Here is a 16,644-nt window from a genome sequence, read left to right on the forward strand (position 1 = left end):
AGATCACGATGACCAGTTTGCATGCCGACGAGGCTTTCCTCGGCCATTACCAGTTAAGTCACGACCCGTTCGCTCCAAGGGTGCCGGGCTTCAAATTTTTCCCCGCCCAGCGCAAACCGGTGCTGGGACAGTTGCATCACCTGGCCCGTTACAGTCAGTTGTTGCTGGTGGTCACCGGCCCGCAGGGCAGCGGCAAGACCCTGTTGCGCCAGGCACTGGTGGCCAGTACCAACAAGCAATCGGTACAGAGCGTGGTGGTTTCCGCCCGTGGCGCCGGCGATGCGGCGGGTGTGCTGCGTCAGGTGGCGCAGGCGCTGAATGTCGAGCAGGCGGAAATCGCTCCGATCCTGGCTCAGGTCGTGCAGCTTGCGCTGACCGGGCAGGAAGTCTACCTGCTGGTCGATGATGCCGAACAACTCGACGAGTCGGCGCTGGAAGTCCTGATGGAACTGGCTGCCGGCGCGCCGGAAGGCCGACCGCACGTGTTCCTGTTCGGCGAGTCCTCGCTGATTGCCCAGCTCGAGGCGTTGAGCCTCGAGGAAGAGCGTTTCCACGTCATCGAATTGCAGCCTTACACCGAAGAAGAGACCCGCGAATACCTGGAGCAGCGGCTCGAAGGAGCGGGGCGCGGTATCGAACTTTTCACCGCTGATCAGATCTCTGATATTCACGAAAGCTCCGACGGTTGGCCTGGCAACATCAACCAGGTCGCCCGCGATGCAATGATCGAAGCCATGATTGCCAGCCGCTCAGCGGTCAAGCGTCCAAGTATGGGGTTCAACATGCCGAAGAAACACGTATTGGCGATTTCTGCCGTCGTCGTGGTCGCGGTAGCCGCGGCCTGGTTGATGCCGGGTCGCAGCAAGGCGCCGACCACCGGTGCACCGGCCAACGAGCAGGCGCAGTTGCCGCTTGGCCAGGGCACGCCGCAACCCAACGGTGGTGCGCCCGCCGTGGAATTCGCCGGTAACTCGCAACCGATGCCATTGCCGTTGGTCGGCAATTCGCAACCGGTCATGCGCGGCCCGCTCGCTGAGGCGGCCGGTGGTATCACCGAAGGCGACGATGGCGTACCTGTCGAAGGTTCCAGCAATACGCCGCCGACCGTGACCACCACCGCGCCACCTGAAGGCGTCCCGGCGGGTCCTGCTCCAACACCGACCGCCAAGCCGCTGCCGGTACCGACTCAAGTGGCCACGGCCAAGCCTGCGCCGACCGCGCCTGCCGCACCGGCCGCCAAACCCGCCCCGGCCCCGGCAAAACCGGCCGCTGTCGCGACGGCCAAGCCTGCCGAGAAGCCGGTTGCCGCGACCAAGGCCGCTGGCGGCACCTGGTACGCCGGTCAGCCGACCAGCAATTACGTGGTGCAGATCCTCGGCACCAGCTCCGAAGCCACTGCGCAAAACTTCGTCAAGGAGCAGGGCGGCGAGTACCGTTATTTCAAGAAAGTGCTCAACGGCAAGCCGCTTTACGTGATCACTTACGGTAACTTCTCCAGCCGCGATGCGGCGGTATCTGCCATCAAGGCCTTGCCAGCGAAGGTTCAGGCTGGTAAACCTTGGCCTCGCACTGTCGCCAGCGTCCAACAGGAACTGGCAGCAACTCGCTGAAGATTCGGCGGCCTTACCCAGGCCGCCTCTCCCGGCACCTCAAAATTTCTGCAACGCATGCGGCCTTCGGGCCGCGTGCGTTGTGGTGTCTGCGTCACAGTAGTCTTTGAGTCGTAGCGGTCAGAATTAAAAAAGTTTTGACTAGCACAGCAGATCGCTTTAAACCTTTCACAAATGCGACATGGATTTGCGACATTTCGTCGTCAAATTTGTGAGGCTTCGTGTCGGTGTGTACAATGACCTCCCTTTTGCCCCTGCAAAGCTGGCGTACGTTCGGCGTGGACGGCAAGTGGTTGAATTGAAAAGAAATTTGCCTCGATAAGAGGCAGCCTGGTGAGAAAGTGTCTATGAAAGCAGGTCTGTACCAACCAGATGAATTCAAGGATAACTGCGGTTTCGGCCTGATAGCCCATATGCAGGGCGAGCCCAGTCATACCCTTTTGCAAACGGCCATCGAGGCCCTGACCTGCATGACCCACCGCGGTGGGATCAACGCCGACGGCAAGACCGGTGACGGTTGCGGTCTGCTCATTCAGAAGCCGGATGTGTTCCTGCGTGCGATCGCCCAGGAAACCTTCGGCGTCGAACTGCCCAAGCAATATGCGGTGGGCATGGTCTTCTTCAACCAGGATCCGGCTAAAGCCGAAGCCGCTCGCGAGAACATGAACCGCGAGATCCTGGCCGAAGGCCTGAACCTGGTCGGCTGGCGCAAAGTGCCGATCGACACCAGCGTCCTCGGCCGCCTGGCCCTTGAGCGTCTGCCGCAGATCGAGCAGGTGTTCATCGGTGGCGAAGGCCTGAGCGACCAGGACATGGCGGTCAAGCTGTTCAGCGCCCGTCGTCGTTCGTCCGTGGCCAACGCCGCCGACGTCGATCACTACATCTGCAGCTTTTCCCACAAGACCATCATCTATAAAGGCCTGATGATGCCGGCGGACCTGTCCGCCTTCTATCCGGACCTGGGTGACCAGCGCCTGCAGACTTCGATCTGCGTGTTCCACCAGCGCTTCTCCACCAACACCCTGCCGAAATGGCCGCTGGCCCAGCCATTCCGCTTCCTCGCCCACAACGGCGAGATCAACACCATCACCGGCAACCGCAACTGGGCCCAGGCCCGTCGCACCAAGTTCACCAACGATCTGATGGATCTGGAGGAACTCGGCCCGCTGGTCAACCGTGTCGGTTCCGACTCCTCGAGCATGGACAACATGCTCGAACTGATGGTCACCGGTGGCATCGACCTGTTCCGTGGCGTGCGGATGATCATTCCGCCAGCCTGGCAGAACGTCGAGACCATGGACCCGGACCTGCGCGCGTTCTACGAATACAACTCGATGCACATGGAACCGTGGGACGGCCCGGCCGGTGTGGTCATGACCGACGGTCGCTACGCGGTGTGCCTGCTCGACCGTAACGGTCTGCGTCCGGCGCGCTGGGTTACTACCAAAAACGGTTTCATCACCCTCGCGTCGGAAATCGGCGTGTGGAACTACCAGCCTGAAGACGTGATCGCCAAAGGCCGCGTGGGCCCTGGCCAGATCTTCGCCGTGGACACCGAGACCGGGCAGATCCTCGACACCGACGCCATCGACAACCGCTTGAAGTCCCGTCATCCGTACAAGCAATGGCTGCGCAAGAACGCCCTGCGCATCCAGGCGACCATGGAAGACAACGACCACGGCTCGGCTTTCTACGACGTCGATCAGCTCAAGCAATACATGAAGATGTACCAGGTCACGTTCGAAGAGCGCGACCAGGTGCTGCGTCCGCTCGGCGAGCAAGGCTACGAAGCCGTGGGCTCGATGGGCGACGATACGCCGATGGCCGTGCTGTCCCAGCGCGTGCGCACGCCGTACGACTATTTCCGCCAGCAGTTCGCGCAGGTCACCAACCCGCCGATCGACCCGCTGCGTGAAGCCATCGTCATGTCGCTGGAGATCTGCCTCGGCGCCGAGCGCAACATCTTCCAGGAGTCGCCGGAACACGCTTCGCGCGTGATCCTCAGCTCGCCGGTCATTTCCCCGGCCAAGTGGCGCTCGCTGATGAACCTCGATCGTCCTGGCTTCGAACGCCAGATCATCGACCTCAACTATGACGAGAGCGTCGGCCTCGAAGCGGCCGTGCGCAACGTCGCCGACCAGGCTGAAGAAGCCGTGCGTGCCGGTCGCACCCAGATCGTCCTGAGCGACCGTCATATCGCCCCGGGCAAGTTGCCGATCCACGCGTCCCTGGCGACCGGTGCGGTGCACCACCGCCTGACCGAAAAAGGCCTGCGTTGCGACTCCAACATCCTCGTGGAAACCGCGACCGCGCGCGACCCGCATCACTTTGCCGTGCTGATCGGCTTCGGCGCCTCGGCGGTCTATCCGTTCCTGGCCTACGAAGTGCTGGGCGACCTGATCCGTACCGGTGAAGTGCTGGGCGACCTCTACGAGGTGTTCAAGAACTACCGCCGCGGCATCACCAAGGGCCTGCTGAAGATCCTGTCGAAGATGGGCATCTCCACCATCGCCTCCTACCGTGGCGCGCAACTGTTCGAAGCCATCGGCCTGTCCGAAGAAGTTTGCGAACTGAGCTTCCGTGGTGTGCCGAGCCGCATCAAGGGCGCACGTTTCGTCGATATCGAAGCCGAGCAGAAAGCCCTGGCCGTTGAAGCCTGGAGCCCGCGCAAGCCGATCCAGCAAGGCGGCCTGCTGAAGTTCGTCCACGGTGGCGAATACCACGCGTACAACCCGGACGTGGTCAACACCCTGCAAGCCGCTGTGCAGCAGGGCGACTACAGCAAGTTCAAGGAATACACGGCGCTGGTGGACAACCGTCCGGTGTCGATGATCCGCGACCTGTTGCAGGTCAAGACCCTGGCCACGCCGCTGGACATCAGCGAGATCGAACCGCTGGAATCGGTGCTCAAGCGCTTCGACTCCGCCGGTATCTCCCTCGGTGCCCTGTCGCCGGAAGCCCACGAAGCCCTGGCCGAAGCGATGAACCGCCTGGGTGCGCGTTCCAACTCCGGCGAAGGCGGCGAAGACCCGTCGCGCTACGGCACCATCAAGAGCTCGAAGATCAAGCAGGTCGCCACCGGCCGTTTTGGTGTGACCCCGGAATACCTGGTCAACGCCGAAGTGCTGCAGATCAAGGTCGCCCAGGGCGCCAAGCCCGGTGAAGGCGGTCAACTGCCAGGCGGCAAGGTCAACGGCCTGATCGCCAAGCTGCGCTATGCGGTACCGGGCGTAACCCTGATTTCGCCTCCGCCGCACCACGACATCTATTCCATCGAAGACTTGTCGCAGCTGATTTTCGACCTCAAGCAGGTCAACCCGCAGGCGCTGGTCTCGGTGAAGCTGGTAGCAGAAGCGGGCGTCGGCACCATCGCGGCCGGTGTGGCCAAGGCCTACGCGGACCTGATCACCATCTCCGGCTACGACGGCGGCACCGGTGCCTCGCCACTGACCTCGATCAAGTACGCGGGCGCTCCGTGGGAACTCGGCCTGGCCGAAACTCACCAGACCCTGCGCGGCAACGACCTGCGCGGCAAGGTCCGGGTGCAGACCGACGGCGGCCTGAAAACCGGCCTCGACGTGATCAAGGCCGCCATCCTCGGCGCGGAAAGCTTCGGCTTCGGTACGGCGCCAATGATCGCGCTGGGCTGCAAATACCTGCGTATCTGCCACCTGAACAACTGCGCCACCGGCGTGGCGACCCAGAACGAGAAGCTGCGCAAGGACCACTACATCGGTACCGTCGACATGGTGGTGAACTTCTTCACCTACGTCGCCGAGGAAACCCGTGAGTGGCTGGCCAAGCTGGGCGTGCGCTCCCTCGAAGAGCTGATCGGCCGTACCGATCTGCTGGAAGTGCTCGAAGGCCAGACCGCCAAGCAGCATCACCTGGACCTGACCCCGTTGCTGGGCAGCGACCATGTCCCGGCGGACAAACCGCAGTTCTGCGGTGTGGAGCGCAACCCGCCGTTCGACAAGGGCCTGCTGGCCGAGAAGATGGTCGAAATGGCGACGTCTGCCATCAACGACATGAGCGGTGCCGAGTTCGAACTGGACATCTGCAACTGCGACCGTTCGATCGGTGCGCGGATCTCCGGTGAAATCGCACGTAAATACGGCAACCAGGGCATGGCCAGCGCGCCAATCACCTTCCGCTTCAACGGTACCGCGGGCCAGAGCTTCGGCGTGTGGAACGCCGGTGGCCTGAACCTGTACCTGCAAGGCGACGCCAACGACTACGTCGGCAAGGGCATGACCGGCGGCAAACTGGTCATCGTTCCGCCGAAGGGCAGCGCCTACAAGACCCAGGACAGTGCCATCGTCGGCAACACCTGCCTGTACGGCGCCACGGGCGGCAAGCTGTTCGCCGCCGGTACCGCGGGTGAGCGTTTCGCCGTGCGTAACTCCGGTGCCCACACCGTGGTCGAAGGCACTGGCGATCACTGCTGCGAATACATGACCGGTGGTTTCGTCTGCGTCCTGGGCAAGACCGGTTACAACTTTGGTTCTGGCATGACCGGTGGTTTCGCCTACGTGCTCGACCAGGACAACACCTTCGTTGACCGGGTCAACCACGAACTGGTGGAAATCCAGCGGATCAGCGGTGAAGCGATGGAAGCCTATCGCAGCCACCTGCAACGTGTGCTGAACGAGTACGTCGAGGAAACCGACAGCGAGTGGGGTCGTGAACTCGCCGAAAACCTCGATGATTACGTGCGTCGTTTCTGGCTGGTCAAGCCCAAGGCTGCCAACCTGAAATCGTTGCTTTCCAGCACCCGTGCCAACCCGCAGTGATATGCGCCTGAAGAGTTTGATGAGGTTTTAACAATGGCTGAACGTCTGAATAACGACTTCCAGTTCATCGACGTCGGGCGCAAAGATCCGAAGAAGAAACTGTTGCGTCAACGCAAGAAAGAGTTTGTGGAAATCTACGAACCCTTCAAACCCCAGCAGTCGGCCGACCAGGCCCACCGCTGCCTGGGTTGCGGTAACCCGTATTGCGAATGGAAGTGCCCGGTGCACAACTTCATTCCGAACTGGCTGAAACTGGTGGCCGAGGGCAACATCCTCCAGGCCGCCGAGCTGTCGCACCAGACCAACACCCTGCCGGAAGTCTGCGGCCGGGTGTGCCCGCAAGACCGCCTGTGCGAGGGTGCCTGCACCCTCAACGACGGTTTTGGTGCGGTGACTATCGGTTCGGTCGAGAAGTACATCACCGACACCGCGTTCGCCATGGGCTGGCGCCCGGACATGTCCAAGGTCAAGCCGACCGGCAAGCGTGTCGCGATCATCGGTGCGGGCCCGGCGGGCCTGGGCTGTGCCGACGTGCTGGTGCGTGGTGGCGTGACCCCGGTGGTGTTCGACAAGAACCCGGAAATCGGCGGTCTGCTGACCTTCGGCATCCCCGAGTTCAAGCTGGAAAAGACCGTGCTGAGCAATCGTCGCGAAGTCTTCAGCGGCATGGGCATCGAGTTCCGCCTCAACACCGAGGTGGGCAAGGACGTGACCATGGAGCAACTGCTCGCCGAATACGATGCCGTGTTCATGGGCATGGGCACCTACACCTACATGAAGGGCGGCTTTGCCGGTGAGGACCTGCCGGGCGTGTACGACGCACTGGACTTCCTGATCGCCAACGTCAACCGCAACCTGGGCTTTGAAAAGTCGCCGGAAGATTTCGTCGACATGAAAGGCAAGAAGGTCGTGGTGCTCGGTGGTGGTGACACGGCGATGGACTGCAACCGTACCTCGATCCGACAGGGCGCCAAGTCGGTGACCTGCGCCTATCGTCGTGACGAAGCGAACATGCCGGGCTCGCGCAAAGAGGTGAAGAACGCCAAGGAAGAAGGCGTGAAGTTCCTCTACAACCGCCAGCCAATCGCCATCGTCGGCGAAGACAAGGTCGAGGGTGTGAAGGTGGTCGAGACCCGTCTCGGCGAGCCGGACGCCCGTGGCCGTCGCAGCCCCGAGCCGATCCCGGGTTCCGAAGAGATCATCCCGGCCGACGCCGTGGTCATCGCCTTCGGCTTCCGCCCAAGCCCGGCGCCGTGGTTCGAACAGTTCAGCATCCAGACCGACAGCCAGGGCCGCGTGGTGGCTCCGGAACAGGGCCAGTACAAGCACCAGACCAGCAACCCGAAAATCTTCGCCGGTGGCGACATGGTGCGCGGTTCCGACCTGGTGGTAACGGCGATCTTCGAAGGCCGCAATGCGGCTGAGGGGATTCTGGATTACCTGGGCGTCTGATCCTCGACGCAAACGCCCCCCCCTGTAGGAGCGAGCTTGCTCGCGATAGGGTGTAACAGTCACTGATGTACTGACTGACACACCCTCATCGCGAGCAAGCTCACTCCTACAGTTGTTTTTGCGGATCGAAACCGCGACAAATTGACCCTATAGACAAAAGGCTCCGCTCTTGCCGTGCCTTTTCTCTCGCGCTCTGAGAAAATGCCCGCACTTTTTTTCCGGATGCCGACATGACTGCCCTGAAGAACGACCGTTTCCTTCGCGCCCTGCTCAAGCAACCCGTAGACGTCACGCCCGTGTGGATGATGCGTCAGGCCGGCCGCTACCTGCCTGAATACCGCGCCAGCCGTGCCAAGGCCGGCGACTTCATGAGCCTGTGCATGAACCCGGCGTTCGCTTGCGAAGTCACGCTGCAACCGCTCGACCGCTACCCGCAACTGGACGCGGCGATCCTGTTCTCCGACATCCTGACCATCCCGGATGCCATGGGCCAGGGCCTGTATTTCGAAACCGGCGAAGGTCCGCGCTTCAAGAAAGTCGTCAGCACCCTGGCCGACATCGAAGCCTTGCCGATCCCCGATCCGCACAAAGACCTCGGCTACGTCATGGACGCGGTCAGCACCATCCGTCGCGAGCTCAACGGTCGCGTACCGCTGATCGGCTTCTCCGGCAGCCCATGGACCCTGGCCACCTACATGGTCGAAGGCGGTTCGTCGAAAGACTTCCGCAAGACCAAGGCCATGCTCTACGACAACCCGCAAGCCATGCACCTGCTGCTGGACAAGCTCGCGCAGTCGGTCACCAGCTACCTCAACGGCCAGATCAAGGCCGGTGCGCAAGCGGTGCAGATCTTCGACACCTGGGGCGGCAACCTGTCGGCGGCGGCGTACCAGGAATTCTCCCTGGCCTACATGAAGAAAATTGTCAGCGGCCTGATCCGCGAGCACGAAGGCCGCCAGGTGCCGGTGATCCTGTTCACCAAGAACGGCGGCCTGTGGCTGGAAAGCATCGCCGACGCCGGCGCCGACGCATTGGGCCTGGACTGGACCTGCGACATCGGCAACGCGCGCGCCCGTGTGGGGGACAAGGTCGCCCTGCAAGGCAACATGGACCCGACCGTGCTCTACGCCAAGCCGGAAGCGATCCGCACTGAAGTCGGGCGTATCCTCGCCAGCTACGGCAAGGGCAGCGGCCATGTGTTCAACCTCGGCCATGGCATCACCCCGGAAGTCGATCCGGAGCACGCCGGTGCTTTCCTGCGCGCGGTACATGAGTTGTCGGCGCAGTATCACGAGTAAGTTTTTACCCGTAATGAAAAACCTGTCCTGGCTCGCGCCGGACAGGTTTTTTTTTGCCTGTTGAAGATGCGGTGGATCAATCACGTCCTCAGGCGCTTTCGAGGTCATCGCGAGCAAGCTCGCTCCTACAGGGGGTGGGGGTTGAGGTGTGTCTTTGTCTGTAGGACTAATCTCGCCTCTCGTTCGGACCCGTGCAGAGAGAGATCAATCCCCATGCAAGCAGAGACTTCTCCTACATAGAAGTTGCCGTCACCTCGGTAAGGTTCCAGACCTTCGTTCAGTGCGCAATCGAACGAACGACGAGCAGCGACGCCCACAAGGCGTCTCGATTATGAATAAGTAGTCTGGAACAAAAACCATGAAAAGAACGCTATACAAAGGCGGTGCGCTGACGGCCTGCACCTCCTCGATGATCCTGTTATCGGCAATGCTGGCCTCTCAAACCGCTTCCGCCCATGGCTATCTTGAAGTGCCGCCTTCGCGTGCACTGCTGTGCCAGAAAGGCGTGAACACCAACTGTGGTGGTGCGCAGTACGAACCGCAAAGCGTCGGCGAAACCTTCAAGGGTTTCCCGGCCGGTGTGGGTGGCGCGCCTGGCCAGGGACCGGTCGATGGCAAGATCGCCAGCGGCGGCATCCCGCTGTTCTCCGCACTGGATGCCCAATCGGCTACCCGGTGGCACCTCACCGAAATCAAGGATCGCAACATTGATTTCCAATGGCGCTATACCGCCGCCCACCCAGCCACCAAGCATGAATATTTCATCACGCGTAACGGCTGGAACCCGAACGAGCCGCTCAAGCGCGCGTCCTTCGAAAGTACCCCGTTCTGCAGCGTCGATGGCGCGCACCAGTTGCCTGTCTCGGGCGCCAAACACAACTGCACGATCCCGACCGACAAGTCCGGCCAGCATGTGATTCTGGCCGTCTGGACCGTCGGCGATACCGACGCGGCGTTCTACAACGCAACCGACGTGAACATCATCGCCGAACCGGAATTGCCGGGCGGTTGGTCGTCGGTGGGCGGCATCGCACCGTCGACGCCTTTGCTGGTGGGCGACAAGGTCAAGGCCCGTGCCTTCTCCGCCAACGGCGAGAGCCCGGACTACAGCGTGGAAATCGCCATCGACAAGGCCGAAGACGGGACGCCGAACAACTGGTCTTACAAACTGGCCGAGAAGATCAACAGCACTCACACGCTGATCCGCGCCGGCATCCGTGACGAAAACGGCAACATCGAACCTGTGCGTGGCAACAACACCCTGTACGCGCAGAAAGACAGTGGTGTCACCCGCTACGAAGTCCAGCTGGACATGAAAGAAGACGCCGCAGCGCGTATGTCGGTGGCGTCCCAGCGGCCTGAGTACGTGCTGGACAAAGGTCTGGCCAAGGTTGACTTCGGCATCATCGCCAACCGCAAGATGAACGTCGAAGCGACCCTGTTCGACGAAAACAACAAGCCGGTCGGCAACGTCTCGGCCAAGGTCGACAGCGGTGCGACCAACCTGATCATGGATGTGCGCAGCAACCCGGGCAAGCACACCCTGACCCTGGTGGGCACCACGCTGGATGGCCGCACCACGCGCCAGGATACCCGGCCGACACTCATGACGGGCGAGGGCATGGGCGTCGAGCATGACTTCGTGTTCCCCGATGGGCTTGCCGAGTACACCGCGGGCACCAAGGTGCTGCAACCCAAGACCAACGAGGTCTTCGAATGCAAGCCATTCCCGGAATCCGGCTACTGCAAGCAGTACTCGCCAAGCGCCAATGGCTTTGAGCCGGGTGTGGGTGCGCACTGGCACATGGCTTGGGAAAAACGCTAAGCCCGTCATGTAGTGCTTCAGGCGGTCCACCCACGGATCGCCTGAAGTTCGGGGTTTCCAGATTCATGGAAAAGTTTGCAGGACGGTCTCGATGATTGGGCGACTTTGCACCGTGTGCCTGTTGTTGATCTGCGTGCTCTACACGGGGTTTCTGCTGTGGCAGGAGCGCGACTTTCGCGCAGGCCTGGCCGCGCCGCGACTCGAGGCCGCGTCAGTGCCGACACTTGAGCCATCCAGGCCACTCGATCCCACGGCCATCGTCACCGTGCTCGGGCTGACGGCTGAAACGGCGTTGCAACGCAGTGCCGAACCCCTGACGTTGCTGGCCAGTTTTGTCGTCGGCAGCGGCTTGTCGAAGGCGTTGCTGGCCGACGCGCAGGGCGCGCGCATTTATCAGGTGGGCGATCAGTTGCCGGGCGGCAGCACCCTGCGGCGTGTCGAGGCCAATCAGGCGGTGCTGTGGAACAAGGGGCGCGAAGAGGTGCTGACACTGCAGATGTCGGCTGTGCGCCTGCTCAATCGCCTCGACGCCGCGACCCAGGTACCGACACCCGGCATTTCCACGCGTTATCTACGCCCGCATGACGGGCCGTCAGAGTGATTACACCGATGAACAGCTTCAACGGCACGCAGCTTTTGCGTGCCCTCCTTTTTCTTGCGGCGTTGACGACTGTGTTGTTTCCCGGTGAGGCGCAGGCCCAGGAAGAACAATGGCAACTGGCGATGAACAACGCCGAGTTGCGGGACATCGTCGAAGAAATGTCAGACATTCTCGGCACGACCGTGGTGCTCGATCCACGGGTGTCGGGGCGCATTACCGTGATGTCGCGCCAGGCCCTCGACCGTGAGGGCGTACGTCGTCTGTTTTACTCGGTGCTCGATGCACACAATTTCACCGTGATCGACGAAGGCGACCGGATTCTCATCACCCCGGTCACGGAAGCGAAAACCCGTGCCGGCCTTGGCACGGCAAAAACCACCACGGCCTCGCAGTTCGTCACGCAGGTCATCGCACTCAACACCAGCAACGCCGCCGACCTCGCCGGGCTGGTGCGTCCGCTGGTCTCGGTCAACGGTTATGTCGGCCCGTCGGTGTCGGCCAATGCGCTGGTGGTCACCGATACGTCGGCCAATGTGCAGCGCATCGCCAGCGTCGTGCGCCAACTGGATTCGGGGCAGAACAACCTGCACTCGGTGATGCCACTGCAACATGCCCAGGCCGTGGACGTCGTCACGATCATTGAGTCCACCCTGGGCAAGCGCAACGCCGATTCAGCGATCCAGGTACTGGCCGACAGCCGTACCAACCGCTTGATCTTCATCGGCCCGCCTGCGGTCCGCCAGCGTCTGATCGACCTGGCGCGTGGCCTGGACACACCGGCCACCGCGTCCGTCGACAATGCCCGGGTCATTCGTTTGCGCCACAGCGACGCCAGGCAACTGGCCGAGATTCTGGAAGTGATGGGGCAGGGCCGAAAGCAGGCGTCGGCCCTGGGCAGTGCCCGGGATAACCTTTCCGGTGCTGCGTTCATGGTCAAGGCGGACGAAAGCCAGAACGCGCTGGTGGTGATCGCCGAGCCGGCGCAAGTGCGCACCCTGGAAAACATCGTGCGTCAGTTGGACCAGCCGCGTTCGCAAGTACTGATCCATGCCGCCATCGTCGAGATTTCCGGCGATATCGCAGAAACCGTCGGCGTCCAATGGGGCTTGAGCACCGGCGACATCAAGGGTTTCATCAACTTCCCCGGCACTGACGTACCGATCGTCGGTGGGCTGACCTTCGACGGCAAAAGAGTTGCCCCGGAAGGTGCGATCCTGAAACTGGGCACTGACCGTTTCGGCGCCTTGATCTCGGCGCTGGCCAGCAATACCCACAGCAACTTGCTGTCCACGCCGAGCCTGCTGACCCTGGACAACCAGCAGGCGGAAATCATCGTCGGGCAAAACGTGCCGTTCAAGACCGGCTCCTATGCCACCAGCAACAACGGTGCGGACAACCCGTTCACCACGGTCGAGCGCAAGGACGTCGGCATCAGCCTGAAGATCAAACCGTACATCAACGAGGGTTCGACCCTGCGACTGGAAGTCGAGCAGGAGGTCTCGGACATTGCCCCCTCGGTGAGCGGCATTGATTCCTCCGACCTGATCACCAACAAGCGCGCACTCAAGAGCACCATCCTCGCCGACGACGGAGAGATCATCGTCATCGGCGGGCTGATCCGCGACAGCGTGCGGACCCAGCGCAGCGGCGTGCCGTTGCTGCGCGATATTCCCTACCTGGGCGCGCTGTTTCGCTGGAGTCGCGACACGCAAACCAAAAGCAACCTGATGGTGTTCCTGCGGCCGACCATCGTGCGCAGCAAGGAAGACCTGGCCGACGTCAGCCAGCAGCGCTACAACGCCCTGCGTAACCTGAGCCAGCCCGGCGCGAACGAAAACAACTCGTTGCTGTTGCCGGCGCAGGCGCGGCAGTTGTTCGACCAGCCCGTCGATGAACCGGTGTTCGATTTACGCACCCCCACAGGGGCGGCGCCATGAGCGAACCGGTCGATCAATTACCCTTCGGTTTTGCCCGGCGCTCGGGCGTGCTGCTGGTGCTCGGGGACAGCGGGCCAAACCTGGTGCTGCGAGCCGATACGCCGCTGACGGCGTTGTCGGAAGCCTATCGCCTGTGCGGGCGGAAATTGCCGCTGCAAGTGTTGGATGACGACGCGTTCGCCGCCTGCCTGGCCACGGCGTACCGTGACGGCCAGAGCGCGGCGGAGCAGGTTGCCCAGGGGCTCGACGACGAACTCGACCTGCTCAGCCTGGTGGATCAGGTGCCGCAGACCGCTGACCTTCTGGAGCAGCAGGGCGATGCGCCGATCATCCGGTTGATCAACGCGTTGCTCAGCGAAGCCGTGCGCGAACAGGCGTCCGACGTCCACCTGGAAACCTTCGAACATTCCCTGTCGGTGCGCATGCGCGTCGACGGGCAATTGCGCGAAATGCTCAGGCCCAGGCGGGAGCTGGCGACGTTGCTGGTGTCGCGGATCAAAGTCATGGCGCGCCTGGACATCGCCGAAAAGCGCATTCCGCAGGATGGCCGGATAGCGTTGCGCCTGGCCGGGCATGAAGTCGACGTGCGGGTGTCGACCCTGCCCTCGGCCCATGGCGAGCGGGTGGTGCTGCGTCTGCTGGATAAACAGGCCGGGCGCCTGGATTTGCAGCGCCTGGGCCTGCCGCAAGACAGCCTCGCGACTCTGCAGCATTTACTGGCCAGGCCCCACGGCATTCTGCTGGTGACCGGCCCTACCGGCTCCGGCAAAACCACCAGCCTGTACGCGGCACTGAGCAGTCTGAACGACCAGACGCGCAACATTCTCACGGTCGAAGACCCCATCGAATACCACCTGCCGGGTATCGGCCAGATGCCAGTCAATCCGAAAGTGGACATGACCTTCGCCCGTGGCTTGCGCGCGATTCTGCGCCAGGATCCGGACGTGGTGATGGTCGGTGAAATCCGCGACCGCGAAACTGCGCAGATCGCTGTCCAGGCCTCGCTGACTGGGCATCTGGTGCTGTCGACCCTGCACACCAACAGTGCCGCCGGTGCGGTGACACGGCTGGTGGAGATGGGTGTCGATGCCTACCTGCTGGCGTCATCGCTGGTAGGCATTCTCGCTCAGCGCCTGCTGCGTACGTTGTGCCCGCACTGCAAGGCCCCTTATCAGGCTGACGCAGCGACCTGCCAGCGTCTGGGCGTGGACGGGGGGACGCAACTGTTCAGCGCCGTGGGCTGCGATCAGTGCCAGCACGGTTATCGCGGCCGCGTCGGCATCTACGAGTTGATCAGTGTCACGCCGGCCCTGGCGGCGCTGATTCATCAGGGGGCCAGTGAGCAGGCGCTGGTGGATGAGGCGCGGCAGGTGTCGCGCAGTCTGTTCCAGGACGGTCGCCAGCGGGTCCTGGATGGCGTGACCAGCCTCGACGAATTGTTGCGTGTGACCCGGGAGGAGTAGCCGGTGCCGACGTTCGATTATCACGCCGACGACGGCCAGGGACGACGCTGCAAGGGGCGACTGGATGCCGACAGCCCGCGCCATGCCAGGCAATTGATGCGCGAGCGCGGTCTGTGGCCGCTGGAGTTGCACGAGGTGCGCACCGGCAGCGCCACGCGACCGCGCGGCGCACGCCTGGGGGCGGCGCAACTGGCGCTGTTGACGTTGCAGCTCTCCACGCTGGTGCAAGCCGGCCTGCCTCTGGAGGAAGCGCTGGACGCGGTGGCCCGGCAGAGCGCCAGGCGCAAGGTGGCGGGCCTGCTGTCGGCGATCCGCGGCCGGGTGATGGAAGGGCATGCACTGTCGAGCGCATTGGGCCAGTTTCCCAGGGCGTTTCCCGAGCTGTTTCGCGCCACCGTTGCCGCCGGCGAACGCTCCGGGCACCTGGGCCAGGTGCTGGAGCAATTGGCGGCGTACACCCAGGCTCGCCAGGCTTCGCGGCAGAAAATCCAGATGGCGCTGGTGTACCCGCTGATCCTGATGTTCGCCAGCGTGGCAATCGTGGGTTTCCTGCTCGGCTACGTGGTGCCCGATGTGGTGAAGATCTTCATCGACAGCGGTCAGCCACTGCCCTGGCTGACGCAGGCGCTGATCGGCCTGAGCGAGGGGCTGCGCGAACACTTCCTGGCGTTGATGGGCGTGCTGGCGGTACTCATCGGCGGCTGCCGCTGGAGTCTGCGCCAACCGGTGTGGCGCCTGCGCTGGCATCGCCTGACATTGCGGTTGCCGATCGTGGGCGAAGTGCTGCGGGCGATGGAAGCCGCGCGGTTCGCCAGCACCCTGGCGATTCTCGGCAAAAGTGCGGTACCGCTGGTGGACGCACTGGAAATTGCCGCCGCGGTCATCGGCAACCTGACCATCCGCGCGCGCATGGTCGATGTCGCCCGTTCCGTGCGCGAAGGCGGAACGCTGACCCGGGGCCTGGAACTCAGCGGCGACATACCGCCGATGATGCTGCACATGATCGCCAGCGGCGAACGCGCCGGCGAACTCGACCACATGCTGGTGCGGGCTGCCGAGCAACAGGAGAGCAGCCTGGCGGCGCGTATTGCACTGGTCGTGAGTCTTTTCGAGCCGGCCATGCTGGTGCTGATGGGTGGCGTCGTGCTGCTGATCGTCATGGCCATCCTGCTTCCGATTCTCAGCCTCAACCAATTGGTGAATTGAACCATGCAGTCTCCAAGCAACAACCCGTCTCGCCGGCAAGGTGGCTTCACCCTGATTGAAATCATGGTGGTGGTCGTGATCATCGGTGTGCTGGGCGCCATCGTGGTGCCGCAGTTCATGAGTCGGCCGGATCAGGCCAAGGTCACCGCGGCGAAAGTCGATCTCCAGGCGATTGCCACTGCGCTGGAAATGTACCGCCTCGACAACTTCCACTACCCCTCGACGCAACAGGGGCTGGAGGCCCTGAGCAAACGGCCGTCGGGGCTGCCGGCAGCGAGGAACTGGAACCCCCAGGGCTACCTGAAGAGCCTGCCGGTGGACCCGTGGGGGACGCCTTATCAGTTTCTCAACCCCGGCGTGCAGTCGATCGACGGCAGCTTCGACCTGTATTCCCTGGGGTCCGATGGCGCGGTCGGCGGTGAAGGGCATGCGGCGGATATCGGCAATTGGGGCGGTTGA

Annotated in this window: 10 protein-coding genes; all 10 read left to right on the forward strand. The window is 62.7% G+C overall.

The window, feature by feature from the left end; genetic code table 11:
• Positions 1 to 8 precede the first annotated feature (8 nt).
• Positions 9 to 1,610: an AAA family ATPase gene (locus ABVN20_RS15810; protein WP_368556641.1), complete on the forward strand. Its 1,602-nt coding sequence runs from the start codon at positions 9 to 11 to the stop codon at positions 1,608 to 1,610.
• A 347-nt stretch (positions 1,611 to 1,957) separates the two neighbouring features.
• Positions 1,958 to 6,403 carry a glutamate synthase large subunit gene (gene gltB / locus ABVN20_RS15815; RefSeq protein WP_368556642.1) on the forward strand — a complete coding sequence of 1,482 codons (4,446 nt, stop codon included), beginning with the start codon at positions 1,958 to 1,960 and terminating at the stop codon, positions 6,401 to 6,403.
• Between the two features lie 33 nt (positions 6,404 to 6,436).
• The gene (locus ABVN20_RS15820) at positions 6,437 to 7,855 is read left to right on the forward strand and encodes an FAD-dependent oxidoreductase (protein ID WP_368556643.1); all 1,419 of its coding nucleotides are present in this window, start codon (positions 6,437 to 6,439) and stop codon (positions 7,853 to 7,855) included.
• Positions 7,856 to 8,085: 230 nt separating this feature from the next.
• Positions 8,086 to 9,153 (forward strand): uroporphyrinogen decarboxylase, encoded by a 1,068-nt coding sequence (gene hemE / locus ABVN20_RS15825; protein ID WP_368556644.1) that lies wholly within the window; start codon positions 8,086 to 8,088, stop codon positions 9,151 to 9,153.
• 358 nt (positions 9,154 to 9,511) lie between these two features.
• A complete protein-coding gene (gene gbpA, locus ABVN20_RS15830; RefSeq protein ID WP_368556645.1) occupies positions 9,512 to 10,978 on the forward strand; it encodes an N-acetylglucosamine-binding protein GbpA in 1,467 nt (488 codons plus the stop codon).
• Positions 10,979 to 11,069: 91 nt separating this feature from the next.
• The gene (locus tag ABVN20_RS15835) at positions 11,070 to 11,579 is read left to right on the forward strand and encodes a type II secretion system protein N (protein ID WP_368556646.1); all 510 of its coding nucleotides are present in this window, start codon (positions 11,070 to 11,072) and stop codon (positions 11,577 to 11,579) included.
• An 8-nt stretch (positions 11,580 to 11,587) separates the two neighbouring features.
• On the forward strand, positions 11,588 to 13,516 hold the full coding sequence (gspD, locus tag ABVN20_RS15840; RefSeq protein WP_368556647.1) for a type II secretion system secretin GspD: 1,929 nt from the start codon (positions 11,588 to 11,590) through the stop codon (positions 13,514 to 13,516).
• The gene (gene gspE / locus ABVN20_RS15845) at positions 13,513 to 14,979 is read left to right on the forward strand and encodes a type II secretion system ATPase GspE (protein WP_368556648.1); all 1,467 of its coding nucleotides are present in this window, start codon (positions 13,513 to 13,515) and stop codon (positions 14,977 to 14,979) included. The genes gspD and gspE overlap by 4 nt, the downstream gene beginning before the upstream one ends.
• Positions 14,980 to 14,982: 3 nt before the next feature.
• Positions 14,983 to 16,185 (forward strand): type II secretion system inner membrane protein GspF, encoded by a 1,203-nt coding sequence (gspF, locus tag ABVN20_RS15850; RefSeq protein WP_368556649.1) that lies wholly within the window; start codon positions 14,983 to 14,985, stop codon positions 16,183 to 16,185.
• Between the two features lie 3 nt (positions 16,186 to 16,188).
• Positions 16,189 to 16,644 carry a type II secretion system major pseudopilin GspG gene (gene gspG / locus ABVN20_RS15855; protein WP_368556650.1) on the forward strand — a complete coding sequence of 152 codons (456 nt, stop codon included), beginning with the start codon at positions 16,189 to 16,191 and terminating at the stop codon, positions 16,642 to 16,644.

It is taken from the genome of Pseudomonas sp. MYb118 (genome assembly GCF_040947875.1).
Classification (GTDB): Bacteria; Pseudomonadota; Gammaproteobacteria; order Pseudomonadales; family Pseudomonadaceae; genus Aquipseudomonas.